We start from the raw sequence: 21,811 nt of genomic DNA on the forward strand, positions 1-21,811 counted from the left end.
GCGTCAGCGCTTGGCCCGCTTGCGCAGGCTCTCGAGGGTTCTCAGCTGCGCCATGGCTTCGGCAAGCTCCGCCTGGACGGAGCTGTAATCCACCTCGTCCTTCTGCTCGCGGAGCTTCTCCTCGGCCCGCCGCTTGGCCTCCAGGGCCGCGGCCTCGTCGATGTCACGGGCACGCACTGCGGTATCGGCGAGTACCGTCACCTTGTGCGGCTGGACCTCGAGCAGGCCCCCGGAAGCGTAGAAGAAGAATTCCTCTTCGTCGCCCTCCGGGGTGATGCGCAGCTCACCCGGACGCAGCCGGGTCAGCAGCGGGGCGTGACGCGGGGCGATACCCACGTCACCCTCGGCCGCCGGCGCAATGACCATGCTCGCCTGGCCGGCGTACAGCTGCTCTTCAGCACTTACGATGTCGACTTGGAGCGTGCTCATGGCACCCCCGGATTACAGGTTCTTGGCCTTCTCGGCGGCCTCTTCGACGGTACCGACCATGTAGAACGCCTGCTCGGGCAGGTGGTCGTACTCGCCGTCGATGATCGCCTTGAAGGACGCGACGGTGTCCTTCAGCGGGACGTACTTACCGGACATGCCGGTAAACACTTCCGCCACGAAGAACGGCTGGGACAGGAAGCGCTGGATCTTCCGCGCCCGGGAGACGGTGAGCTTGTCCTCCTCGGAAAGCTCGTCCATGCCCAGGATCGCGATGATGTCCTTGAGCTCCTTGTAACGCTGCAGGACACCCTGGACCCCGCGGGCGACGTCGTAGTGCTCCTGGCCGATGACCAGCGGGTCGAGCTGGCGCGAGGTGGAGTCCAGCGGATCGACCGCCGGGTAGATACCGAGCTCGGCAATCTGGCGCGAGAGCACGATGGTCGCGTCCAGGTGAGCAAAGGTCGTCGCCGGCGCCGGGTCGGTGAGGTCGTCGGCCGGAACATAGACCGCCTGCACCGATGTGATGGAACCGGTCTTGGTGGAGGTGATGCGCTCCTGGAGCTTGCCCATCTCCTCGGCCAGCGTCGGCTGGTAGCCGACTGCCGACGGCATGCGGCCGAGCAGCGCGGAGACCTCCTGGCCGGCCAAGGTGTAACGGTAGATGTTGTCGATGAACATCAGCACGTCACGCCCCTCGTCGCGGAAGTACTCGGCCATGGTCAGGCCGGTCAGCGCGACGCGCAGGCGGTTACCCGGCGGCTCGTTCATCTGGCCGTAGACCAGCGAGACCTTGTCGAGGACGTTGGAGTCCTTCATCTCGTGGTAGAAGTCGTTGCCCTCGCGGGTGCGCTCGCCGACACCAGCAAAGACGGAGTAACCGGAGTGCTCCACCGCGATGTTGCGGATCAGCTCCATCATGTTGACCGTCTTGCCGACGCCGGCGCCGCCAAACAGGCCGACCTTGCCACCCTTGGCGAACGGGCACAGCAGGTCGATGACCTTGATCCCGGTCTCAAGCAGCTCCTGGCCGCCGGACTGGTCCTCGTAGGTCGGCGCGTTGCGGTGGATCGGCCAGCGCTCCTCGGTCTTCACGTCGCCGGCCTCGTCCACCGGCTCGCCGAGGACGTCCATGATGCGCCCCAGGGTCCCCTGGCCGACCGGCACCGAGATCGGGCCGCCGGTGTTCGAGACTTTCTCCGAGCGCGTCAGGCCGTCGGAGGACCCCATGGCGATCGTGCGGACGACGCCGTCGCCCAGCTGCTGCTGGACCTCGAGGGTCAGGCCCCGCTCGTCGACCACGAGGGCGTCGTAGATCTGCGGCACCTGGTCACGCGGAAATTCCACGTCGACCACTGCACCAATCACCTGAACGATCTTTCCAGCGCTCATTCGGATCCCCTCAGATAGCTTCTCGCGGGCCGCGCAGGCCCGCCGTTGATATTGGAAATCGGTATTAGCCCGAAACGGCCTCGGCGCCCGAGACGATCTCGGTCAGCTCCTGCGTGATCGCCGCCTGGCGGGCCTTGTTGTACGTGATCTGCAGGTCGTCGATGATCTCCGCGGCGTTGTCGGAGGCGCTCTTCATCGCGATCATTCGCGCTGCCATCTCGCAGGCGATGTTCTCGACCACGCCCTGATAGACCTGGGACTCGACGTAGCGGCGCAGCACATCATCCAGCAGCGAGGCAGCGTCCGGCTCATAGATGTAGTCCCAGTTCTCGAGCATTTCCTCCTCGCGAACCGGCTCGACCGGGATCAGCCGCTGGACCTGCGGCCGCTGGGTCATGGTGTTCACGAACTGGTTGCTCACCAGGTTCACCCGGTCGATGGTGCCGTCCACGTAGGCGTCGAGCAGGACCTTGATCGGCCCGATCATCTGCTCGAGCTTCGGGCGGTCGCCGATGTCGCGGACCTCGGCGGGGATCTCGACCCCGGTGCGCTCGAAGAAGCCGATGCCCTTGGCGCCGATGGGCACGACCTGGGCGCCGACGCCCTGCTCCTGCCAGCCCTTGAGGTCGTTGATCGCCGCCTTGAACAGGTTGACGTTCAGACCCCCGCACAGACCGCGGTCGGTGGAGACGACGATGTAGCCGACGCGCTTGACCTCGTCGCGCTCGACCAGAAACGGATGGCGGTAATCCGGATTGGCGTGGCCGAGGTGGCCGATGACCTGCCGGATTTTTTCGGCGTACGGCCGCGTCGCCTCCATACGCTCCTGGGCACGCCGCATCTTCGATGCGGCGACCATCTCCATCGCGCTTGTGATCTTCTGCGTGTTCTGAACGCTCTTGATCTTGGTCTTTACTTCTTTCGCCCCGGCCATGCCGTCACCTATGTGTCGTTAAGGGGCCGGCCGGGGAGCGTGCAGCTCCCCGGCAGCGCGTGCTCACCACGTGCGATTTTTCTTGAACGCGTCCATCGCCTTCTGCATCTCGGCGTGGATCTCGTCGTTGTAATCGCCGGTCTCCGTGATGCGCTGGAGCAGCTCGGCGTGCTCGGCACGCAGGTAGTCGAGCAGCGCCTTCTCGAAACGAACCACCTGGTCGTTCTCGACGTCGTCGACATAACCCTCGTTGGCGGCGAAGAGCACGAAGGCCATCTCACCGACCGACTGCGGCTCGTACTGCCCCTGCTTCATCAGCTCCATGGTGCGCTTGCCGCGCTCGAGCTGCTGGCGCGTGGTCTCGTCCAGATCGGAGGCGAACTGGGAGAACGCCGCCAGCTCGCGGTACTGGGCCAGCGCCAGGCGGACACCGCCGCCGAGCTTCTTGATGATCTTCGTCTGCGCCGAGCCACCCACGCGGGAGACCGACAGACCGGCGTTCACCGCGGGCCGCACGCCCGAGTTGAAGAGGTCCGTCTCGAGGTAGATCTGCCCGTCGGTGATCGAGATCACGTTCGTCGGCACGAAGGCGGACACGTCGCCGGCTTGGGTCTCGATGATGGGCAGCGCGGTCAGCGACCCCGTCTGGCCCTTGACCTCGCCATTGGTGCGACGCTCGACTTCCTCGGCGTTGATGCGCGAGGCGCGCTCGAGTAGCCGGGAGTGGAGGTAGAAGACGTCACCCGGGTACGCCTCACGACCCGGCGGCCGGCGCAGCAGCAGGGAGACCTGGCGGTAGGCCCAGGCCTGCTTAGTCAGGTCGTCGTAGATGATCAGCGCATCTTCGCCGCGGTCACGGAAGTACTCGCCCATGGCGCAGCCGGCGTAGGGGGCGATGTACTGCATGGCGGCCGACTCGGAGGCGCCGGCGTTGACGACGATGGTGTTGTCCATCGCGCCATGCTCCTCGAGCTTGCGCACCACGTTGGCCACCGTCGAGTTCTTCTGCCCGACCGCGACGTAGATGCACTTAATGCCGCTGTCCTTCTGGTTGATGATCGCGTCGACGGCCACCGCGGTCTTGCCGGTCTGGCGGTCGCCGATGATCAGCTCACGCTGACCCCGGCCGATCGGGACCATGGAGTCGATCGCCTTGAGGCCGGTTTGCACCGGCTGATCGACGCCCTCACGGGTGATAACGCCGGGAGCGACCTTCTCGATGGGCTCGCTGGCCTCGGTCTTGATCGGGCCCTTGCCGTCGCAGGGGCGGCCCAGGGCGTCGACCACACGGCCGAGCATAGCCTCACCGACCGGCACCTCGAGGATGCGGCCCGTGCACTTGACGGTGGCCCCCTCCTTGATGTGCTGATAGTCACCGAGGAGGACGGCACCGACGGAGTCCCGCTCGAGGTTCAGGGCCATGCCGAAGGTGTCGTCAGGGAACTCCAGCATCTCGCCGAACATGACGTCGGCGAGGCCGTGGATGCGGCAGATGCCGTCGCCGACACTGACGACGGTGCCTTCGTTGCGGGCCTCAGCCGCCGCGTCGAAGTTCTCAATGCGACGCTTGATGAGCTCGCTGATCTCCGATGGATTGACTTGCATCGTCCTACCTCGTCAATGAACCAGTGCACTCGAGAGGCGGGCCAGTTTGCCCTTCACCGAGCCGTCTATGGTGGTGTCGCCAGCGCGGATAATCGCCCCCCCGATGAGGGACTCGTCGATCCGCGTCTGCAGCCGCACCTCTCGGCCGAGGCGCTTGCGGAGCGCTTCGGCCAGGCGTTCTTGCTGCGCGTCCTCGAGCTGGGTCGCCGAAAGCACCTCGACATCGACGATGCCCTCGGCCTCGGCACGCAGCTGCTCGTAGACCCGGGCGACCTCCGGCGCGTACTGCAGGCGCCGGTTGCTCGCCAGCAGCCGGACGAAATTCTTCCCGGCCTGCCCGATGTCGCCTGCCGCCTCGCAGACTGTGCCGGCGAGTTCCTCGGCACTGATCCGCGGGTGGGTGAGCAGCGAGGCGAGCTGGGGCACCTGCACCACCTCGGCCACCGCCGCAAGCCGACGCGACCAAGCCTCGCGCTCGGTCGCGTCGTCACCGGCAAGCTCGAAGACGGCGCGCGCGTATGGTCGGGCCAGTGTGCTGCGCTCGGCCATGGCGCCTCCCTAGATTTGCGTCGCCAGATCGTCGATCAGATCCTTGTGCGCCTTGGCGTCCACCTCGCGCTTCAGGATCTGGCTGCTCGCCTGCACGGCGATGGTTGAGACCTGCTTGCGCAGGTCCTCGCGGGCCCGCTGGATCTCCTGATCGATCTCCTCACGGGCGGAGGCCAGGATCCGGTCGGCCTCGGTGCGGGCCTCGGCCCGCGCCTCTTCGATCATCTCGGCCTGACGCTTGTTGGCCTGGTTGATGATCTGGCTGGCCTGCTCGCGGGCGTCCCGCAGCATGGCGTCGACCTCGGCCTGAGCCTTCTCCAGCTCCTCCTTGCCGCGTTCACCGGCGGCGAGGCCGTCGGCAATCTGCTTCTGCCGGTCGGCAAGCGCCTGTTGGATCGGCGGCCAGACGAATTTCATGGTGAACCAGACGAACAGCGCGAAGCTGATCATCGGCCCCCAGAACGTGGCACCAAAGTTCACGGTTTCACCTCCGATCGAGCTGGCGGCTTAAAAGCGCCGGCGTGTGTTTACGCGCCGGCGGCGGCCTCGACAGCACCCAGGAACGGGTTGGCGAAGGTGAAGAACAGCGCGATACCAACGCCGATCATGGCGACGGCGTCGAGCAGGCCGGCGACCAGGAACATGCGAACCTGCAGCATCGGGGCCATCTCGGGCTGACGGGCGACGCCCTCGAGGAACTTGCCGCCGAGGAGGCCGAAGCCGATACCGGTGCCGATGGCGCCGCCGGCGATCAGGATGCCCACGGTCAGGGCGGTCAGCCCCTGGACGTTAGCAATGAGCTCTGCGAGTTCCATGTGATTCCTCCCGGATTCTCAGTATCGAAAGTGGGGCAGTTTAATGTTCTTCATACGCCATGGCCAGATAGACCACGGTGAGCATCATGAAGATGAAGGCCTGCAGCGGCACGACCAGGATGTGGAAGATCGCCCAGGGCGTGCCGAGCGCCCACTGGATCCACCACGGGAGCAGAGAGATCAGGATGAAGACCAGCTCTGCGGCGTAGAGGTTGCCGAACAGTCGCAGGGAGAGCGACACCGGCTTGGCGATGAACTCCACGACGTTGAGGATCAGGTTGGCCGGAGCCAGCCACGGGCCCAGGGGATGGGTGACCCAGCTCTTGAGCCAGCCACCGACACCCTGGCCCATCACGCCGTAGATGATGATCAGCGCCAGCACGCTCAGGGACAGGCCGAAGGTGAAATTCAGGTCGACACTGGGAAGGATCTTCCAGTAGTCCACCCCCACGGCCATCATGATGCTCGGCACCATGTCGATCGGCACGAGGTCCATCAGGTTGGAGAGGAAGACCCAGCAAAAGATGGTCAGCGCCAGCGGCGCGATGACCTTGCTCTTCGCGTGGAAGGTCTCCTTCACCGTCTTGTCGATGAACTCGATCATGGCTTCGACGAAGTTCTGCAGCCCACCCGGTACGCCCGGCGTGGCCTGGCGGGCGGCCAGCCAGAAGACGTAGCAGAACAACGCGCCGAGACCGAACGACATGATCAGGGTATCGATATGGAGCGTCCAGAAGCCGGTGGCCCCGGAGTCGATCGTACCCTCGGTCAGGTCCAGGCGAAGGTTGGTGAGGTGGTGCTGGATGTAGTCCGTCGCGTCGAACTCGCTGTCGGCGCTCATGGCAAACGTTGCTCCCCGGTTTGGTACCGCGCGGATGCGCTAGGTACGGAGGGCCCCCAAGAAGAAGAACCAGTAGGTGCCTAGGGCGGCTGCGTACGTTGTTATCAGCGGCAGAAAGTGCCCGCTTAACCATCGGAGCGCGATAATAAAGAGCACCGCCGTGAGAATCAACTTCACGACTTCTCCGATGTAAAAAGCCCTGAGCACTTGCCGGGGCGCCGTCCCCGGCGCCTTGGAAAAGACGTGGGCCGCGTAGTAGGCCGAGGGGACGATGGCGATCGCGGCACCGCAGGCCGCGGCGATGGCCGACCAACCACCGTCCAGGAGCCAGAGGCCAGTGGCTATGGTGCCAACGCCGGCTTGGGTCAGCAGGACGGCGATAACCACCCGTAACGCCGGGCGGCGGCTGCGCCACATGCCCTGTGGCTCGTAATCCTGATTGAGGGCTTCGCTCACTTCCACGCTTTACGCCCTACGGCATCGATAAGTGGCGGAGTCTAAACGGCGGCATCAGGGGGGTCAAATCAGGCTCCCTTACTCAACGGATACGTCCGAGGATGCCATCGAGTTCCTCGAGGCTGCTGTAACGGATGACCAGCCGACCCTTGCCCTGGCGGCGGCTGTGCTGGATGTCCACCGGCGCCCCCAGCCGATCGGCGAGCGTATCGCGCAGTCGCTCGACATCCGGGTCGAGGCGCCGGGCATCACCGCCCTGCTCCTGTTCGCTCTCCGAGGGCGCCGCGGCGGCCTTCTGGTAGCGGCGGACCAGGGATTCCGTCTGGCGCACGGTCAGCTGATCGCGGGCTACGCGGGCGGCCGCCTCGCTCTGCGCGGTGCCCGTCAGTCCGGCCAGGGCCTTGGCGTGCCCGGCTTCGAGGCGGCCTTCGCTGACCAATCGCTGTACATCCTCATTCAGTTCGAGCAGCCGCAGCAGGTTCGTTACCGCGGTACGGGAGCGCCCCACCGCCTCGGCGGTCTTCTGATGGGAGAGGCCGAACTCGTGGATCAGCCGCTGCAGGGCACCGGCGGCCTCCAGCGGGTTGAGGTCTTCGCGCTGGAGGTTCTCGATCAGACCGACGGCAATGGCGGCCTCGTCGGGGATGTCGCGGACCAGCGCCGGCACGTGGTCGATACCGGCGCGTTGAGCGGCCCGCCAGCGGCGCTCACCTGCGACGATCTGATAGCGGCCGGCCTCGGTGGGGCGAACCACCAGCGGCTGGACGACGCCCTGGGCGCGGATGGAGTCGGCCAGCTCCTGCAGGGCCTGATCGTCAAAGTGGCGCCGCGGCTGATGGGGGCCACGCTCCAGCAGATCCACGGGCAGGTCATGAAGCTCGCCGCCATCCACCGGCTGGCCGGCGGCGACGGCACCGGGCTCGGCACCGAGCAGGGCATCCAGGCCGCGGCCGAGACCACGCTTCTTGTTCGACATACGTCTGCTCTCTCCTCGGGTTGCGTGCGGTGAGTCGATCAGGCGGAGGCGGCCGTGGCCGCCTGGCCGCTGCGGTGGCGGCGTTCCATCTCGGTGGCCAGGGCCATATACGCCAGGGCGCCGCGCGAGGCGCGATCGTAAGCAAGGGCCGGTAATCCGTGGCTGGGCGCTTCGGCGAGGCGCACGTTGCGCGGGATCATGGTGCGATAGAGCTGCGCCTCGAAGTGGGCGGCGAGCTGCTCACCGACCTGATTGGCCAGGTTATTGCGGGCGTCATACATGGTACGCAGCAGCCCGTCGATGGCGAGGCTCGGGTTGGCGCTGGCCTGGACTCCGCGGACGGTATCGAGCAGCGCAGTCAATCCCTCGAGGGCGAAGTACTCGCACTGGATCGGGATCAGAACCCCGTGAGCGGCCACCAGGGCGTTTAGGGTGAGGATATTCAGCGAGGGCGGACAGTCGATGAGGATGTAGTCGTAGTCCTCGGTGACGGCGCGGAGCTGACGACTGAGTCGCTGTTCACGTCGGTCCGCCTCCAGCAACTCGACCTCGGCGGCGGTCAGGTCTCCGTTCGCGGGCAGGACGTCAAAGCCGGCGCCCTCGATGGCATGGATCGCCTCGGAGACAGCCGCCTGCTCGGCCAAGACCTCGTAGGCGGTCGGGGCAATCGCGCGGCGATCCAGCCCCGAGCCGACGGTGGCGTTGCCCTGCGGATCCAGGTCGATGAGCAGGACGCGCTTGCGGTTGGCGGCCAGCGAGGCGGCCAGGTTGACGCAGGTGGTGGTCTTGCCGACGCCGCCCTTCTGATTGGTGATTGCGATGATCCGACCCATGACACTCTCCTGCGTTTCGGCTCCCGGCCAGGCCGGGGTCAGGGTTGAACGGGCGCGCGGCGGATGACGAGTCGGGCGCGCCCCTGACCGGCGATGGCCGGCAACTCGTGAACCTCGAGCTCCGCGGCAATTTCGCCGGGAAGCTCGGCCAACTCTTCCTCGATGCGCTCGCCCTTGAGGGCGAGCAACGCCCCGCCCGGCGCGAGCAGGCACCGTGTTCCCTCGATCAGTCTGACCAGTGGGGCAACGGCACGTGCGGTGACAACCGCAAAGGTGCGCTGGTCGAACGATTCCATGCGCGCCTGACGGACCTGGACGTGGCTCAGACCCAGTTCGGTGGCGCATTGGCGGAGGAAGCGCGTCTTCTTGCCGTTGCTGTCGATCAGGGTGACCGGCCGTTCGGGCTCCACCAGGGCCAGAGCGAGACCGGGGAACCCTGCGCCACTGCCGACATCCGCCAGGGCGCCGGGCGGGAGATGGTGCCGCACCACCAGGCTGTCGAGCAGGTGGCGATCGATGAGCGTCCCGGTATCCCGCGCAGCGGTGAGATTGTACGCGCGATTCCAGCGCATGAGCAGGGACAGGTACGCCTCGAGGCGCTGCCGGGCAGGGCCATCGAGGTCGATATCGAGCTCCTCAAGGCGCGCATTCAGGTGGTTACGCGGCATCTTCATCCTCACTGACAGCCCGCAGCCACCCGCGGCGGCGCAGATGAATGAGCAGCAGCGAGATGGCAGCAGGGGTCACGCCGGGCAGGCGTGCGGCCTGCCCCACCGTTGTTGGGCGCATACGGGTCAGCCGCTCGCGCACCTCGGTCGAGAGGCCATCGATGGCCCCATAGTCCAGGGCGTCCGGGATACGGACGCTCGAATAGCGCTGGTGGCGCTGGTTTTCCAGGTCCTGCCGTTCCACGTAGCCGTCGTAGCGCGCCTCGATCTCCAGCTGCCGCACGGCACGCTCGGTTGGCCGGTCGGTCTCCAGGGCGCCGATGAATCGGACATCGTCGTACGAGAGTTCGGGGCGGCGCAGAAGGTCGTAGAGGCTCTGATCGCGCCGAAGACGTGCGCCCAGACGCTCCTCCTGCGCAGCGGAGAGCCCCCCCGGCTGAACACGCGTCGCCTGCAGGCGCTGGCGCTCGCTCTCCAGCGCATCCCGGTAGCGCGCGAAGCCGGCCCACTGCGCCTCTCCGACCGAGCCCAGGCCGCGGCCGATCTGCGTCAAGCGGTCCTCGGCGTTGTCATCACGCAGACGCAGTCGGTGCTCGGCACGGCTGGTGAACATTCGGTACGGCTCGGTGACGCCGGTGGTGACCAGATCGTCGATCAGCACGCCGATATAAGCCTCATCCCGCGTCGGGAACCAAGGATCCTCGCCGGCGGGTACACGGGCTGCGTTGAGTCCGGCGATCAGTCCCTGGGCGGCGGCCTCCTCGTAGCCGGTGGTGCCATTGATCTGCCCAGCCAGATAGAGCCCGCCGACGGTGGCACTTTCCAGCCAAGGGGTCAGTCCGCGGGGGTCGAGATAGTCGTACTCGATGGCGTAGCCGGGGCGGGTGATTTGTGCCTGCTCGAGGCCCGGCATGCTGCGGATCAGGGCCTCCTGAACGGCAAATGGGAGCCCGGTGGAGACGCCATTGGGGTAGAGCTCAGTGGCGTGGAGCCCCTCGGGCTCGAGGAACACCTGATGGTGATCGCGATCGGCGAAACGTACCACCTTGTCCTCGATGGACGGACAGTAGCGCGGCCCAGAGGACTGGATGGCACCGCTGTACATCGGCGACTCGTCGAGCGCATCACGGATGATGCGGTGGGTCTCGGGGGTCGTCCAGCTGATCAGGCAAGCCGCCTCGGGGAGCGGGCGCTCCGGCGGACAGAACGGCGAGAACAGTGGGCGCGGGTTGTCCCCGTGTTGGGCGTCTAAACGGTCAACCGCGACGCTGCGGCGGTCGATGCGCGGCGGGGTGCCGGTCTTCAGCCGCTGAACCGGCAGACCGAGATCGCGCAACGATGCCGCCAACTGATCGGCCGCCGGATCGCCGGCACGCCCCGCGCTGTGGCGGGAGGCCCCGATGTGGATCCGTCCGGCCAGGAAGGTTCCGGCCGTGATGACCACTGCTGGGGCATGGAAGCGGGCACCGCTTTCGGTCCGTACGCCGCAACAGCGATCACCCTCGATCAGCAGCTCGTCGGCAGCATCCTGAAAGAGCGCGAGGCTGGGAAGGACGTCGAGTGCCTGTCGAGCGGCACGGGCGTACGTCGGTCGGTCCGCTTGGATGCGGGTCGCACGAACCGCTGGGCCCTTGCGCTGGTTCAGCACGCGCGCGTGGATAGCCGAGGCGTCGGCAAGGCGCCCCATGACGCCGCCAAGGGCATCAATCTCACGCACCAGGTGCCCCTTACCGATCCCGCCGATGGCGGGGTTGCAGGAGAGCGCACCAATAGTCTCAAGATTGTGCGTGATCAGCAGGGTCGAACGCCCCAGACGGGCGGCCGCAGCGGCGGCCTCGGTGCCGGCATGGCCGCCGCCTATAACGATGACATCGTAGCGGTTGGTGTTCATGCGGGGATTTTGGGCCGCCGGGGCAGAACCCTCAAGGGGGATGTTCCACGTGGAACAGTGCACACCCCCCGACTGGGCTCCCCTCCCCAAAACCGGAGTGTTCCACGTGGAACTACTTGCCGATGCAGAACCCAGAGAAGATCCGATCCAGTAGTGCTTCGTGGCTGACGCGGCCTGTAATCTCGCCCAGCGAGCTCTGCGCCCGACGCAAGGCCTCCGCGACCAGCTCTTCCTCACCGCCCCGCGTCGCTGCCCCCAGCGCCTCTTCGAGTTCTCCGGCGGCCCGATCCAGCGCATCCAAATGACGCTGCCGCGCCGCCCAGGCGTCGTCCCCAGCCTCGCCGGCCACCAGCGACTCCAAACCGTCGCGAAACGCCTCCATGCCAGCCCCGGTCCGCGCACTGACCCGCGCCACCGACACGTGCCCACCGAGTGCGCCACCCTCTTCCCACCCGGGTGCCTCCCCGGTCTCGTCGATCTTGTTCCAGACCACAACCGCCGGCCCGGGCGCCTGCGCCTCCAGCCGCTCTCGCAGCTCCCCGTCGAGCGCCCCACCGGCCTCCACAACCACTAAAAGCAGATCCGCCTCCGCTGCAGCCGCCCGTGCACGCCGGGCGCCTTCAGCCTCGATTTCGTCCTGCTCCTCGGCACGCCGTAATCCGGCCGTATCCAGCAGCTCCGCCCGCCTCGCCCCGATCACCGCCCGCTGCCGCACCACATCCCGCGTGGTGCCTGCGCGACCCGAGACAATCGCCGCCTCCTCCCCGCTCAGTCCGTTCAGCAAGCTCGATTTCCCCGCGTTCGGCGGCCCAATGAGCACCACCCGCATTCCATCGCCGAGTCGGACCCCTGCCGATGCACGCCGCCGAATCTCCTCAAGCTCCCCCAGCAAACCCCGAACCTCTCTGCCGAGCTCCGGCGGATCGGCCGGCACGTCCTCGTCGTCCGGGAAATCCAGGAAGGCTTCCACATGCGCCCGCAGCTCGAGCATGCGCTCCCCGAGCCGATCCACCCGCTGCCCGAAAGCGCCGGAAAGAGCGCGCAGCGCCGCCCGACGAGCGCTGTCCGTCTCCGCCTCGATCAAAGACGCCACCGCCTCGGCCTGCGTCAGATCCAGCCGACCATTGAGGAAGGCGCGCTCCGAGAACTCCCCGGGCCCAGCCGGACGCGCTCCCGCCGCGCAGAGCGCCCCGAGGATCGCTCCCACCGCCGCAGGGCTCCCGTGGCCCTGCAGCTCCACCACGTCCTCCCCGGTATACGACGCCGGCGCCTTGAAAACCAGAACCAGCCCTTGATCGAGCACTTCCCCGGCCGCATCCCGAAAGCGCCGCAGTGCCGCCTCCCGCGCCGCCGGCAGCGGACCGGCCACCGCTTCCGCGACCGCCAGTGCCCGCCGACCGGATACCCGAACGACAGCGACCCCGCCCTGCCCGGACGGGGTCGCCATCGCACAGATCGTGTCGGCCTGCCGGCCGTCGTCTACGCTGTGTCGGATTTCTCCACCTGACGCAGTATGTACCATTGCTGTGCGATCGACAGGATGTTGTTGGTCAGCCAGTAGAGTACCAGTCCCGCCGGGAACAGCATGAAGAAGCCGGTGAACACGAAGGGCAGCACCTGCATCACCCGCTTCTGGATCGGATCCATCGGCGGCGGGTTCAGCTTCATCTGCACCAGCATGCTCGCGCCCATCAGCAACGGCAGGATGAAGTAGGGATCGCGGCTGGACAGATCCTGGATCCAGAGCATGAACGGCGCGTGCCGCAGCTCGACACTCTCGACCAGGACCCAGTACAGGGCGATAAACACCGGGATCTGCACCAGGATCGGCAGGCAGCCGCCCAGCGGGTTGATCTTCTCCTTCTTGTAGAGCTCCATCAGCGCTTGGTTCATCTGCTGCCGATCATCCGAGTAACGCTCCCGGATCTGTTGCATCTTCGGCTGAACCTTGCGCATCTTCGCCATCGAGCGATAGCTGATCGCAGAGAGCTTATAGAAGGCGATCTTAATCAACAGCGTCAGGATCAGGATCGCCACGCCCCAGTTCTTGACCAGGTTTTCGATCTGATCCAACGCCCAGAACAGCGGGTTGGCGAGGATGGTCAGGAACCCGTAATCCACGGTCAGACGCAGGTCGTCGACCTCCAGCGCCGACCCCACCGCCGTAAGCCGGTCCTGCTCCTTCGGGCCGATGAACAGCCGGTTCGTCTTCTGCCCGCTTTCCCCCGCCTCGAGCTGCAGCCACGGCGAAGACATGCCGAGCAGGTACGTCTCCTGCGGGAGTGCCCGCGTGTAGTAACGGTACGTCTCGCCACGCTCCGGGATCATCACCCCGAGGAAGTAGTGCTGGAGCATGGCCGCCCACCCGTCACGCACGTCCCGCGACAGGTCCGAGTCCTCCATGTCGCTGAAGGAGATCCGGCTAAAGCGATCCTCCTGCGTATACAGCGACCCCCCGGTGAAGCTGTGGATGTACCACGGCGTGGTGCCCGGCGGATCCGGCCGCCGACGCAGCTGGATGAACTGGAACCCGCTCCAGTCCGCCTCGGCGTTGTTCTCGACCTCGTGGCGGACATCCACCAGGTAGCTGTCCCGCCGGAAGGTGTAGACCTTGCGCACCTTGACGCCGTCTTGCTCCCAGACCAACGGAACCTCGACGGTGTCCTCACCCTCGCCGAGCTCGAACGCCTCCTGCTCCACCTCGTAGCGGGCGTCTCGGCCTGGTACAGGTCCATCGCCGCCGAGCCCCGCCTGAGCGACGAACAACGGTTCACCCTCATCGCGCAACAGCCGGTACGGCGTCGGGTCGTCCGAAGCCTTCTGGTGCTTGAGCAGATCCAGTTGCCGAATGTCACCGCCCCGGGTGCTGATCTCCGCCTCAACCAGATCGGTCCTCACCCGCACCCACTTGGCATCCTCCTCGTCCGGATCCACGACCCCTTCCGCCATCGGGTCCCCGGCGTCGGGCTCCTCGGCCCGGGACGGTGCATCCGGTGCCTCGTCGTCGACTTCGACCTCCTGTTCCTCCACCACTGTTTCCGCGGGTTCCATCTGCTCCCGCTCCCAGGCGAAGTACAACAGCAGGCTGATCCCGGCCAGGGCGATCAGGAGGATGAGGCGTTGATTCTCCATGGGGATCTACTCTCGCGTACGGTCGGTGCGCTCCGGTACGGGGTCGAGCCCGCCCGGATGCCACGGGTGACATTTGCCCAGACGCTTCACCGCCAGCCAACCTCCGCGCCACGGACCGTGACGGGAGATCGCCTCTGCGGCGTATTCAGAACAGGTCGGGAGGAAACGGCAGCGCGGCCCCAGAAACGGGCTCACCACATACTGATAGGTTCGAATCACCCCGATCAGGAGCCATCGCATGGCCGCCCCCGCGCGTGCGCCCAGAGTTCCTCCAGCGCGCTGAAAAGGGTCGCGTTGTCCGCCTCGGCGACGGCACCGCGCACCCCAACCACAAAATCGCGGTCCGGCAGAGCCGCCTGCCGGACCCGGAAACTTTCGCGGATGATCCGCTTGACTCGGTGCCGTTGTGTGGCCCGGCGCAGTACCCGTTTGGGCACGGCCAGCCCCAGCCGCGGGCGCCCGCACCCATTTTGCCGCGCGCTGATGCGGAAGTAGCGGTTCGACGCCCGCCACTCCGGGGTTCGGAGCACTCCCTCGAACTCCGCACGCTGGAGCAGCCGTGCGGCCCGCGGGAACCTCTCGTCGACCGACAAGAGGAAGCAGGGACCCGGATCAGGCCGTCGGGGTCAGACGCTTGCGCCCCTTGGCGCGGCGGCGCTTGAGCACGAGGCGACCGCCCCGGGTGGCCATGCGGGCGCGGAACCCGTGGGTCCGCTTACGCTTGATATTACTCGGCTGATACGTGCGTTTCATGGTTCACGACTCGTTCATAGAAAGGGATCGGGAGGCCGTCCTCCGGCCAGTGAGCCGCGAATCTACTTCGCCATCAAGGGCCTGTCAATTGCTACAGCGACGCACCGCGTTGCTGTGGAAAACCGGGGAAACCTGTGGATAACCTCCGGACCCCCATTTAGACTGTGTCGTCCACAACCCCCGGCCTTCCCGGCCCACCAACCGGAACAACGAGGTAGCCGTCACGATGGACGACTCGGTCTGGAGCGCGTGCCTTCAGCAGCTAGAGCGCGAGATCCCCGAGCAGCAGCTCAACACCTGGATTCGACCCCTGCAGGCGCAGCTCGAGGGCGACGCCCTGCGCCTCTATGCGCCGAACCGCTTCGTCCTCGATTGGGTGCGCGACAACTTCTCCGCGCGCATCGGCGAACTCCTCGCCGAGATCCGACCCGGTGAAGCGCTGCGCGTGGAGCTTGAGATCGGCTCCCCGCCCACGCCGGAACAGCGCCAGGGCAGCACCGGCGGTACGGCGCAGGCGTCCACGCAGCGCAGCTCCGAACCGCGACAGCGACCCGTCGACTCCAATCTCAACCCCGGCTTCACCTTCGATTCCTTCGTCGAGGGCAAGTCAAACCAGCTTGCCCGTGCTGCCAGCATGCAGGTCGCCGACAACCCGGGCGGCGCCTACAACCCCCTCTTCCTCTACGGCGGGGTCGGTCTCGGCAAGACCCACCTGATGCACGCCGTCGGCAACGCCATCCGCACGGCCCGCCCCGAGGCCCGCGTCCTCTACCTGCACTCGGAACGCTTCGTCGCCGAGATGGTCAAGGCGCTCCAGCACAATGCGATCAACGAGTTCAAGCGCCATTATCGCAACCTGGATGCCCTGCTCATCGACGACATCCAGTTTTTCGCAGGCAAGGAGCGCTCACAGGAGGAGTTCTTCCACACCTTCAACGCCCTGCTCGAAAGTGAGCAGCAGGTGATCATGACCTGCGATCGCTACCCGAAGGAGGTCAACGGCCTCGAAGAGCGTCTGAAGTCCCGTTTCGGCTGGGGGCTCACGGTGGCCATTGAGCCACCCGAACTCGAAACCCGCGTCGCCATTCTCAAAAGCAAGGCCATCCGCGACGGCGTCGACCTCCCCGATGAAGTCGCCTTCTTTGTGGCCAAACGCCTGCGCTCGAACGTCCGCGAGCTCGAGGGCGCCCTGCGCCGCATCACCGCCAATGCGCAGTTCACCGGCCGCGCCATCGATGTCGACTTCGCCAAGGAAGCCCTGCGCGACCTCCTCGCGCTCCAGGACAAGCTAGTAACCATCGACAACATCCAGAAGACCGTGGCGGCCTACTACAAGATCCGCGTCGGCGATCTGCTCTCCAAGCGTCGCAGCCGGTCCATCACGCGGCCCCGCCACATGGCCATGGTCCTGGCTAAGGAACTGACTTCCCACTCACTGCCCGAGATCGGCGACGCCTTCGGCGGTCGCGACCACAGCACCGTCCTCCACGCCTGCCGCAACATCAAATCGCTGATCGAGGACGATGCACGCCTCGCCGAGGACTACGACAACCTGTTGAGAACCCTGAGCACTTAACCGGGGGCAAGCTGTGGAAAACCCGTGGAGGCTTTCCCGCCTCATTTTCCTCCCCAGGTTTTCCACACGTGGCACACCACTGGCACCGGTACTTGTTGTGAACTCTTTGTTCCTTCCCAGACAGTGCCTTATCAACGCTTTCCACAGGTTGACGCGGGGCCAATAACAACAACAAGCTTTCTCTTTTCCTAAGCAGTCATTACAGCCAACGAGGACGAACATGCGCTTCGAGGTCCAACGCGAACCCCTGCTCGCCGCTCTCCAGTCCATCGTCGGGGTCGTCGAGCGCCGCCAGACCCTGCCCGTTCTCGGCAATATCCGGGTCGAAGCACGCCCGGAACAGCTCCAGCTGACCGCCACCGACCTCGAGGTGGAACTCGTCGCCTACCTCGAGGCTCACACCCAAGACGAGGGTGTCATTACTCTTCCTGCGCGGAAATGGCTGGATATCTGCCGTAATCTTCCGGAAGGTGCCTCGATCAGCATCGAAACGAACCAGGATCGCGCTACGCTTCGTGCCGCCAGCAGCCGTTTTTCCCTCGCCACCCTGCCGGCCGACGAATTCCCCGAGGTAGAGTCCATCGGCCAAACCGAGTCCGTCGATATACCACGCACGGAGCTGCGCAAACTGATCGAGCGCACCCATTTCTCCATGGCGCAGCACGACGTCCGCTACTACCTCAACGGTCTGCTCCTCGAGCTCACCGGCAGCGGCGCGCGTGCGGTGGCCACCGACGGTCACCGCCTCGCCCTGGCCGAGAGCGACAGCCCGGTGAGCGTCTCCCAACCTCGGCAGGTCATCGTGCCGCGCAAAGGTGTCCAGGAGCTCTTGCGCCTGCTCGATGACGCTGATGAATCCGCCACCCTGGAATTCGGCACCAACCACGTTCGCGTCACCCTCCAATCGGTGCGCTTCACCTCCAAGCTCATCGATGGTGTCTTCCCCGACTACAATCGGGTGATCCCCCAGGACGGCGACAAGCACGTGCTGATCGACCGCCAATACCTGCGTCAGGCCCTGACCCGCGTCGCCATCCTCTCCAACGAGAAATACCGGGGCATCCGCTTTGCGGTGGAGGGCGACACCCTTCGCATCGGTTCGCACAATCCCGAACAGGAAGAGGCCGAGGAGGAAGTCAGCGTCGACTATGGCGGTGACGCCGTGGAGCTCGGTTTCAACGCGAACTACCTCCTCGACGCCCTCGGCGCCCTGGACACCGAACGCGTGCAGGTCACCCTGACCGATGCCAGCAGCAGCGGCTTGATCCGCGGGGAGGGCCTGGACAACGCCCGCTACGTCGTGATGCCGATGCGGCTCTGAGCTGAATGGAACGCCTGGAGGTCCACGGCTTCCGCAATCTGGATGAGACCCAGCTGCGGCCCCACCCTCACGTCAACGTGGTGACCGGGCCCAACGGCGCGGGCAAGACGAGCCTGCTCGAGGCAATCTACTTCCTCTCGCGGGTTCGTTCCTTCCGCACCCGGCAGAGCGATCGGTTGATCCGCTGGGGGGCGGACGAGGCGCGGGTCATCGCCGGCCGCGGCCAGGATCGCCTGGGGGTGGCCCGCTCCCCCGGCCATACCCGGCTGCGTCTCAACGGCGCCGACGCCAGCACCCGGTCGGCGCTGGCAGCCCGCCTACCGGTGCAGCTGATCAACACCGAGCACCAGCGCCTGCTGCTCGATGGACCCCGGGTCCGCCGCCAGTTCCTCGACTGGGGCACCTTCCACCTGGAGCCCGGCTACCGCGCGCTGGCGCAGCGCTACCAACACGCGCTGCGCCAGCGCAACGCCGCCCTGCGGGTTGGTGACCGCCGCAGCGAGCAAGCCTGGACCCCTGTGCTCATCCACTGCGCGACGGCCGTCGATGCCGCCCGCCACCGCTTTATCCAAGCCCTCCGCCCGACGTGGGCCGATCTGGCGCGCCAGTGGCTCGGCCTGGAGAACCTGGAGCTGCGCTACTATCGGGGCGCTGCCGCCGAAGCCCCGTGGGAGGATGTCCTCGATGAGCAGCTCGAGCGCGACCGCACCGCCGGTTTCACCCACCGCGGCCCGCACCGGGCCGACCTGCTACTCAGCCGCGAGCGCATCCCTGCCGCCGACGCCCTTTCCCGGGGCCAGCAGAAGCTGCTGGTCGTCGCATTGCTGGTCGCCGAAGTTCAGCTCTGGGCACGCCAGGGTCTGGCGCCCCTGCTCCTGATCGATGATCTGCCTGCCGAACTCGATCCGGTGCACTTGCGCACGGTGCTGCACACCGTGACCGATCAGCCGACCCAGATCTTCCTGACCGCCATCGACGGCGACGCCCTCCCGGTCAATCTGCCCCCGGGCCACTGGTACGACGTACGCGAAGGCAGCCTGTCAGCGATGGTATAATGCCGTTTTACGGCCGGACCCCCGGTCCAGACGCACCCCTTGAGAGGCTGAATCATCGATGACCACGGAGATTACGCCGCAGTACGACTCCGAGAGCATTCAGGTGCTGCGCGGGCTCGATGCCGTCCGCAAGCGCCCGGGCATGTACATCGGCGATACGGACGACGGCACGGGCCTCCACCACATGGTCTTCGAGGTCCTCGACAACTCCATCGACGAGGCCCTCGCCGGACACTGCTCCGAGATCACCGTCACCCTCCACGCGGATCATTCCGTCACCGTGACCGACAACGGTCGCGGCATCCCGGTGGACACCCATGCTGAGGAGGGCGTCCCCGCGGCGCAGGTCATCATGACCGTGTTGCACGCCGGGGGTAAGTTCGATGACAACAGCTACAAGGTCTCCGGCGGCCTGCACGGCGTCGGTGTCTCGGTGGTGAACGCCCTCTCCGAGCGCCTGCGGCTGGTCATCGAGCGCGATGGCAAGGTCCACGTGCAGGAGTATGCCGACGGTGCTCCGGTCACCTCGCTCAAGGTCGTCGGGGAGACCGAGCAGACCGGTACGCGCATCACCTTCAAGCCCTCTGAGGCCGTCTTCACCGAGGTCCAGTACAACTACGACATCCTCGCCAAGCGCTTCCGGGAGCTCTCCTTCCTCAATCCCGGGGTGCGCATCGTCCTCAAGGACGAGCGGACCGAGAAAGAGGACGTCTTCGAGTACACCGGCGGCATCCGCGCCTTCGTGGAGCACCTCAACCGCAACAAGACCCCGCTGCACCCGACGGTGTTCTACGTCACCGCCTGGCGAGACGGTGTCGGCGTGGATGTGGCGATGCAGTGGAACGACTCCTACCAGGAGAATATCTTCTGTTTCACCAACAACATCCCGCAGCGCGACGGCGGCACCCACCTGGCCGGCTTCCGCGGGGCGTTGACTCGTACGGTGAACGGTTACCTGGAGGCCGAGGGCTACCTGAAGAAGCTCAAGTCCACTCCGAGCGGCGAGGATGTCCGCGAGGGTCTGACCGCCGTGGTCTCGGTCAAGGCGCCGGATCCCAAGTTCTCCTCGCAGACCAAGGACAAGCTCGTCTCCTCCGAGGTGAAGGGGATTGTCGAATCCCTGCTCTCGGAGTCGCTGCAGACCTTCCTCGCCGAGCACCCGCCGGAGGCTCGCGCCATCGCCGAGCGGGTCATCCAGGCAAGCCGCGCCCGCGAAGCGGCGCGCAAGGCCCGCGAGATGACCCGGCGCAAGGACGCCCTGGACATCGCCGGTCTGCCCGGCAAGCTCGCCGACTGCCAGGAGCGCGACCCGGCCAAGTCGGAGATCTATCTAGTGGAGGGCGACTCCGCCGGCGGCTCTGCCAAACAGGGACGGGACCGGCGCACCCAGGCGATCCTGCCGCTCAAGGGCAAGATCCTCAACGTGGAGAAGGCGCGTTTTGACAAGATGCTCTCCTCCGCCGAGGTGGGCACCCTGATCACCGCGCTCGGCTGTGGCATCGGCCGTGATGACTTTGATCCGGATAAGCTGCGCTACCATCGGATCATCATCATGACCGACGCCGACGTGGACGGCTCGCACATCCGCACCCTGCTGCTGACCTTCTTCTATCGGCAGATGCGTGAGTTGGTCGAACGCGGCAACGTCTACATCGCCCAGCCCCCGCTGTACAAGATCAAGCGGGGTAAGCAGGAACACTACGTCAAGGATGAGCGCGAGCTGACCGATTACCTGCTGGAGCTGGCCCTTGACGGCGCCGCCCTCCACCCCGGCGGTGGTGCCCCGCCGATCACCGGCGAGGCCCTGGGTCGGCTGGCCCGTCGTTACTATGAGGCGATGGAGCTGATCGAGCACGTCTCACGGCGCTGGGATCCGGCCATCCTCGAGCAGATGACCACCCTGGCCCCGCGCGGCGAGGACGACATCACCGATGCCGCGGCCATGCAGGCGTGGTTCGAACAGCTGGTCGAGCGGGTGGAAGCCGCCACCGATGCCAGCATGCGTTATCGCGTGACGGTCCAGCGCGGCCCCGACGGGGGCTTCCAGGAAGCCGTCGTTACCCGGCGTCGCCACGGCCTGGATCAGGAGTACCGTTTTAACCCGCAGTTCTTCCTCTCGGCGGAGTACGAGACGCTGAAGGCCCTCGCCTCGCTGCTCGACGGTCTCCTGCACGAAGGCGCCGAGGTGCTCCGTGGCGAGCGGCGGAGACCGGTCGGCAGCCTCCGCGAGGCGGTGGATTGGCTCATGGAGGAGGCCAAGCGCGGGCAGACCATTCAGCGCTACAAGGGTCTGGGCGAGATGAATCCGGATCAGCTCTGGGAGACCACCATGAATCCGGAGACCCGCCGCCTCCTGCGGGTGACCATCGACGACGCGGTGGCCGCCGACGAGATCTTCACCACGCTGATGGGAGATCACGTGGAGCCGCGGCGCGATTTCATCGAGCGCAACGCACTGGCGGTCTCCAACCTCGACGTCTAATACCGCGGTCGTCCCCGGCGACCACGGCGGGGCGGGGGGGGGGGGGGGGGGGGGGCCCCCCCCCCCGGGGGGGGGGGGGGGGGGGCGCCCGCCCCCCCCGGGGGGG

At 66.3% G+C, this 21,811-nt stretch carries 22 protein-coding genes; 4 read left to right on the forward strand and 18 right to left on the reverse strand.

Translation table 11 applies throughout. The annotated features are described in order from the left end of the window. Positions 1 to 3 precede the first annotated feature (3 nt). From LRG10_RS07365 to rpmH, 18 genes are all read right to left on the reverse strand, one after another. Positions 4 to 429 (reverse strand): F0F1 ATP synthase subunit epsilon, encoded by a 426-nt coding sequence (locus LRG10_RS07365; RefSeq protein WP_011815214.1) that lies wholly within the window; start codon positions 427 to 429, stop codon positions 4 to 6. A gap of 12 nt (positions 430 to 441) precedes the next feature. After that, positions 442 to 1,818, reverse strand: coding sequence for a F0F1 ATP synthase subunit beta (atpD, locus tag LRG10_RS07370; RefSeq protein ID WP_201170253.1), 1,377 nt, complete (start codon positions 1,816 to 1,818; stop codon positions 442 to 444). A 64-nt stretch (positions 1,819 to 1,882) separates the two neighbouring features. Next, positions 1,883 to 2,752 carry a F0F1 ATP synthase subunit gamma gene (atpG, locus tag LRG10_RS07375; protein WP_011815216.1) on the reverse strand — a complete coding sequence of 290 codons (870 nt, stop codon included), beginning with the start codon at positions 2,750 to 2,752 and terminating at the stop codon, positions 1,883 to 1,885. A gap of 63 nt (positions 2,753 to 2,815) precedes the next feature. Beyond that, the gene (atpA, locus tag LRG10_RS07380; RefSeq protein WP_201170251.1) at positions 2,816 to 4,357 is read right to left on the reverse strand and encodes a F0F1 ATP synthase subunit alpha; all 1,542 of its coding nucleotides are present in this window, start codon (positions 4,355 to 4,357) and stop codon (positions 2,816 to 2,818) included. 12 nt (positions 4,358 to 4,369) lie between these two features. Beyond that, positions 4,370 to 4,906 (reverse strand): F0F1 ATP synthase subunit delta, encoded by a 537-nt coding sequence (locus tag LRG10_RS07385; protein ID WP_201170249.1) that lies wholly within the window; start codon positions 4,904 to 4,906, stop codon positions 4,370 to 4,372. A 9-nt stretch (positions 4,907 to 4,915) separates the two neighbouring features. Further along, positions 4,916 to 5,386, reverse strand: a complete 471-nt coding sequence (locus LRG10_RS07390; protein WP_201170247.1) for a F0F1 ATP synthase subunit B — start codon at positions 5,384 to 5,386, stop codon at positions 4,916 to 4,918. 47 nt (positions 5,387 to 5,433) lie between these two features. After that, the gene (gene atpE, locus LRG10_RS07395; RefSeq protein WP_011815220.1) at positions 5,434 to 5,721 is read right to left on the reverse strand and encodes a F0F1 ATP synthase subunit C; all 288 of its coding nucleotides are present in this window, start codon (positions 5,719 to 5,721) and stop codon (positions 5,434 to 5,436) included. Positions 5,722 to 5,761: 40 nt separating this feature from the next. Beyond that, positions 5,762 to 6,562 (reverse strand): F0F1 ATP synthase subunit A, encoded by an 801-nt coding sequence (gene atpB, locus LRG10_RS07400; protein ID WP_201170245.1) that lies wholly within the window; start codon positions 6,560 to 6,562, stop codon positions 5,762 to 5,764. Between the two features lie 39 nt (positions 6,563 to 6,601). Further along, positions 6,602 to 7,024, reverse strand: a complete 423-nt coding sequence (locus tag LRG10_RS07405; protein ID WP_201170242.1) for an ATP synthase subunit I — start codon at positions 7,022 to 7,024, stop codon at positions 6,602 to 6,604. Between the two features lie 76 nt (positions 7,025 to 7,100). Next, complete coding sequence (locus LRG10_RS07410) at positions 7,101 to 7,994, reverse strand: ParB/RepB/Spo0J family partition protein (RefSeq protein WP_201170239.1); 894 nt, start codon at positions 7,992 to 7,994, stop codon at positions 7,101 to 7,103. A 38-nt stretch (positions 7,995 to 8,032) separates the two neighbouring features. Further along, on the reverse strand, positions 8,033 to 8,827 hold the full coding sequence (locus tag LRG10_RS07415) for a ParA family protein (protein ID WP_201170236.1): 795 nt from the start codon (positions 8,825 to 8,827) through the stop codon (positions 8,033 to 8,035). Positions 8,828 to 8,865: 38 nt separating this feature from the next. Further along, positions 8,866 to 9,495 (reverse strand): 16S rRNA (guanine(527)-N(7))-methyltransferase RsmG, encoded by a 630-nt coding sequence (gene rsmG / locus LRG10_RS07420; protein ID WP_201170234.1) that lies wholly within the window; start codon positions 9,493 to 9,495, stop codon positions 8,866 to 8,868. Continuing rightward, the gene (gene mnmG / locus LRG10_RS07425) at positions 9,485 to 11,386 is read right to left on the reverse strand and encodes a tRNA uridine-5-carboxymethylaminomethyl(34) synthesis enzyme MnmG (protein ID WP_201170232.1); all 1,902 of its coding nucleotides are present in this window, start codon (positions 11,384 to 11,386) and stop codon (positions 9,485 to 9,487) included. The genes rsmG and mnmG overlap by 11 nt, the downstream gene beginning before the upstream one ends. Positions 11,387 to 11,498: 112 nt before the next feature. Continuing rightward, complete coding sequence (gene mnmE, locus LRG10_RS07430) at positions 11,499 to 12,908, reverse strand: tRNA uridine-5-carboxymethylaminomethyl(34) synthesis GTPase MnmE (protein ID WP_201170229.1); 1,410 nt, start codon at positions 12,906 to 12,908, stop codon at positions 11,499 to 11,501. Next, positions 12,866 to 14,518 (reverse strand): membrane protein insertase YidC, encoded by a 1,653-nt coding sequence (yidC, locus tag LRG10_RS07435; RefSeq protein WP_238635056.1) that lies wholly within the window; start codon positions 14,516 to 14,518, stop codon positions 12,866 to 12,868. Before yidC ends, mnmE begins: the two co-directional genes overlap by 43 nt. A gap of 6 nt (positions 14,519 to 14,524) precedes the next feature. After that, the gene (gene yidD, locus LRG10_RS07440; RefSeq protein WP_201170223.1) at positions 14,525 to 14,758 is read right to left on the reverse strand and encodes a membrane protein insertion efficiency factor YidD; all 234 of its coding nucleotides are present in this window, start codon (positions 14,756 to 14,758) and stop codon (positions 14,525 to 14,527) included. Then, complete coding sequence (gene rnpA / locus LRG10_RS07445) at positions 14,743 to 15,111, reverse strand: ribonuclease P protein component (RefSeq protein WP_201170220.1); 369 nt, start codon at positions 15,109 to 15,111, stop codon at positions 14,743 to 14,745. Before rnpA ends, yidD begins: the two co-directional genes overlap by 16 nt. Positions 15,112 to 15,130: 19 nt before the next feature. After that, positions 15,131 to 15,271: a 50S ribosomal protein L34 gene (gene rpmH, locus LRG10_RS07450; protein WP_011814026.1), complete on the reverse strand. Its 141-nt coding sequence runs from the start codon at positions 15,269 to 15,271 to the stop codon at positions 15,131 to 15,133. Positions 15,272 to 15,497: 226 nt separating this feature from the next. On the opposite strand from rpmH, the gene dnaA reads away from it, so the two are divergent. From dnaA to gyrB, 4 genes are all read left to right on the forward strand, one after another. Further along, positions 15,498 to 16,847, forward strand: coding sequence for a chromosomal replication initiator protein DnaA (gene dnaA, locus LRG10_RS07455; protein ID WP_201170217.1), 1,350 nt, complete (start codon positions 15,498 to 15,500; stop codon positions 16,845 to 16,847). Positions 16,848 to 17,067: 220 nt separating this feature from the next. Continuing rightward, entirely contained in the window at positions 17,068 to 18,168 is a 1,101-nt protein-coding gene (dnaN, locus tag LRG10_RS07460) for a DNA polymerase III subunit beta (RefSeq protein ID WP_201170215.1), read from the forward strand. Positions 18,169 to 18,173: 5 nt separating this feature from the next. Continuing rightward, positions 18,174 to 19,223, forward strand: a complete 1,050-nt coding sequence (recF, locus tag LRG10_RS07465) for a DNA replication/repair protein RecF (protein ID WP_238635057.1) — start codon at positions 18,174 to 18,176, stop codon at positions 19,221 to 19,223. Positions 19,224 to 19,281: 58 nt separating this feature from the next. Next, positions 19,282 to 21,705 carry a DNA topoisomerase (ATP-hydrolyzing) subunit B gene (gene gyrB / locus LRG10_RS07470; RefSeq protein ID WP_238634246.1) on the forward strand — a complete coding sequence of 808 codons (2,424 nt, stop codon included), beginning with the start codon at positions 19,282 to 19,284 and terminating at the stop codon, positions 21,703 to 21,705. Positions 21,706 to 21,811: the final 106 nt, after the last annotated feature.

The sequence above is a fragment of the Halorhodospira sp. 9628 genome (genome assembly GCF_022228075.1).
Classification (GTDB): domain Bacteria; phylum Pseudomonadota; class Gammaproteobacteria; order Nitrococcales; family Halorhodospiraceae; genus Halorhodospira; species Halorhodospira halophila_A.

Coding starts and splice junctions, on each gene's coding strand:
- dnaA (WP_201170217.1), top strand. CDS start 15,498: ATGGACGACTCGGTCTGGAGCGCGTGCCTTCAGCAGCTAGAGCGCGAG.
- yidD (WP_201170223.1), bottom strand. CDS start 14,758: ATGCGATGGCTCCTGATCGGGGTGATTCGAACCTATCAGTATGTGGTG.
- LRG10_RS07415 (WP_201170236.1), bottom strand. CDS start 8,827: ATGGGTCGGATCATCGCAATCACCAATCAGAAGGGCGGCGTCGGCAAG.
- yidC (WP_238635056.1), bottom strand. CDS start 14,518: ATGGAGAATCAACGCCTCATCCTCCTGATCGCCCTGGCCGGGATCAGC.
- atpA (WP_201170251.1), bottom strand. CDS start 4,357: ATGCAAGTCAATCCATCGGAGATCAGCGAGCTCATCAAGCGTCGCATT.
- LRG10_RS07410 (WP_201170239.1), bottom strand. CDS start 7,994: ATGTCGAACAAGAAGCGTGGTCTCGGCCGCGGCCTGGATGCCCTGCTC.
- atpD (WP_201170253.1), bottom strand. CDS start 1,818: ATGAGCGCTGGAAAGATCGTTCAGGTGATTGGTGCAGTGGTCGACGTG.
- mnmE (WP_201170229.1), bottom strand. CDS start 12,908: ATGGTACATACTGCGTCAGGTGGAGAAATCCGACACAGCGTAGACGAC.
- dnaN (WP_201170215.1), top strand. CDS start 17,068: ATGCGCTTCGAGGTCCAACGCGAACCCCTGCTCGCCGCTCTCCAGTCC.
- atpE (WP_011815220.1), bottom strand. CDS start 5,721: ATGGAACTCGCAGAGCTCATTGCTAACGTCCAGGGGCTGACCGCCCTG.
- recF (WP_238635057.1), top strand. CDS start 18,174: ATGGAACGCCTGGAGGTCCACGGCTTCCGCAATCTGGATGAGACCCAG.
- gyrB (WP_238634246.1), top strand. CDS start 19,282: ATGACCACGGAGATTACGCCGCAGTACGACTCCGAGAGCATTCAGGTG.
- atpG (WP_011815216.1), bottom strand. CDS start 2,752: ATGGCCGGGGCGAAAGAAGTAAAGACCAAGATCAAGAGCGTTCAGAAC.
- mnmG (WP_201170232.1), bottom strand. CDS start 11,386: ATGAACACCAACCGCTACGATGTCATCGTTATAGGCGGCGGCCATGCC.
- LRG10_RS07385 (WP_201170249.1), bottom strand. CDS start 4,906: ATGGCCGAGCGCAGCACACTGGCCCGACCATACGCGCGCGCCGTCTTC.
- rsmG (WP_201170234.1), bottom strand. CDS start 9,495: ATGCCGCGTAACCACCTGAATGCGCGCCTTGAGGAGCTCGATATCGAC.
- rpmH (WP_011814026.1), bottom strand. CDS start 15,271: ATGAAACGCACGTATCAGCCGAGTAATATCAAGCGTAAGCGGACCCAC.
- atpB (WP_201170245.1), bottom strand. CDS start 6,562: ATGAGCGCCGACAGCGAGTTCGACGCGACGGACTACATCCAGCACCAC.
- LRG10_RS07365 (WP_011815214.1), bottom strand. CDS start 429: ATGAGCACGCTCCAAGTCGACATCGTAAGTGCTGAAGAGCAGCTGTAC.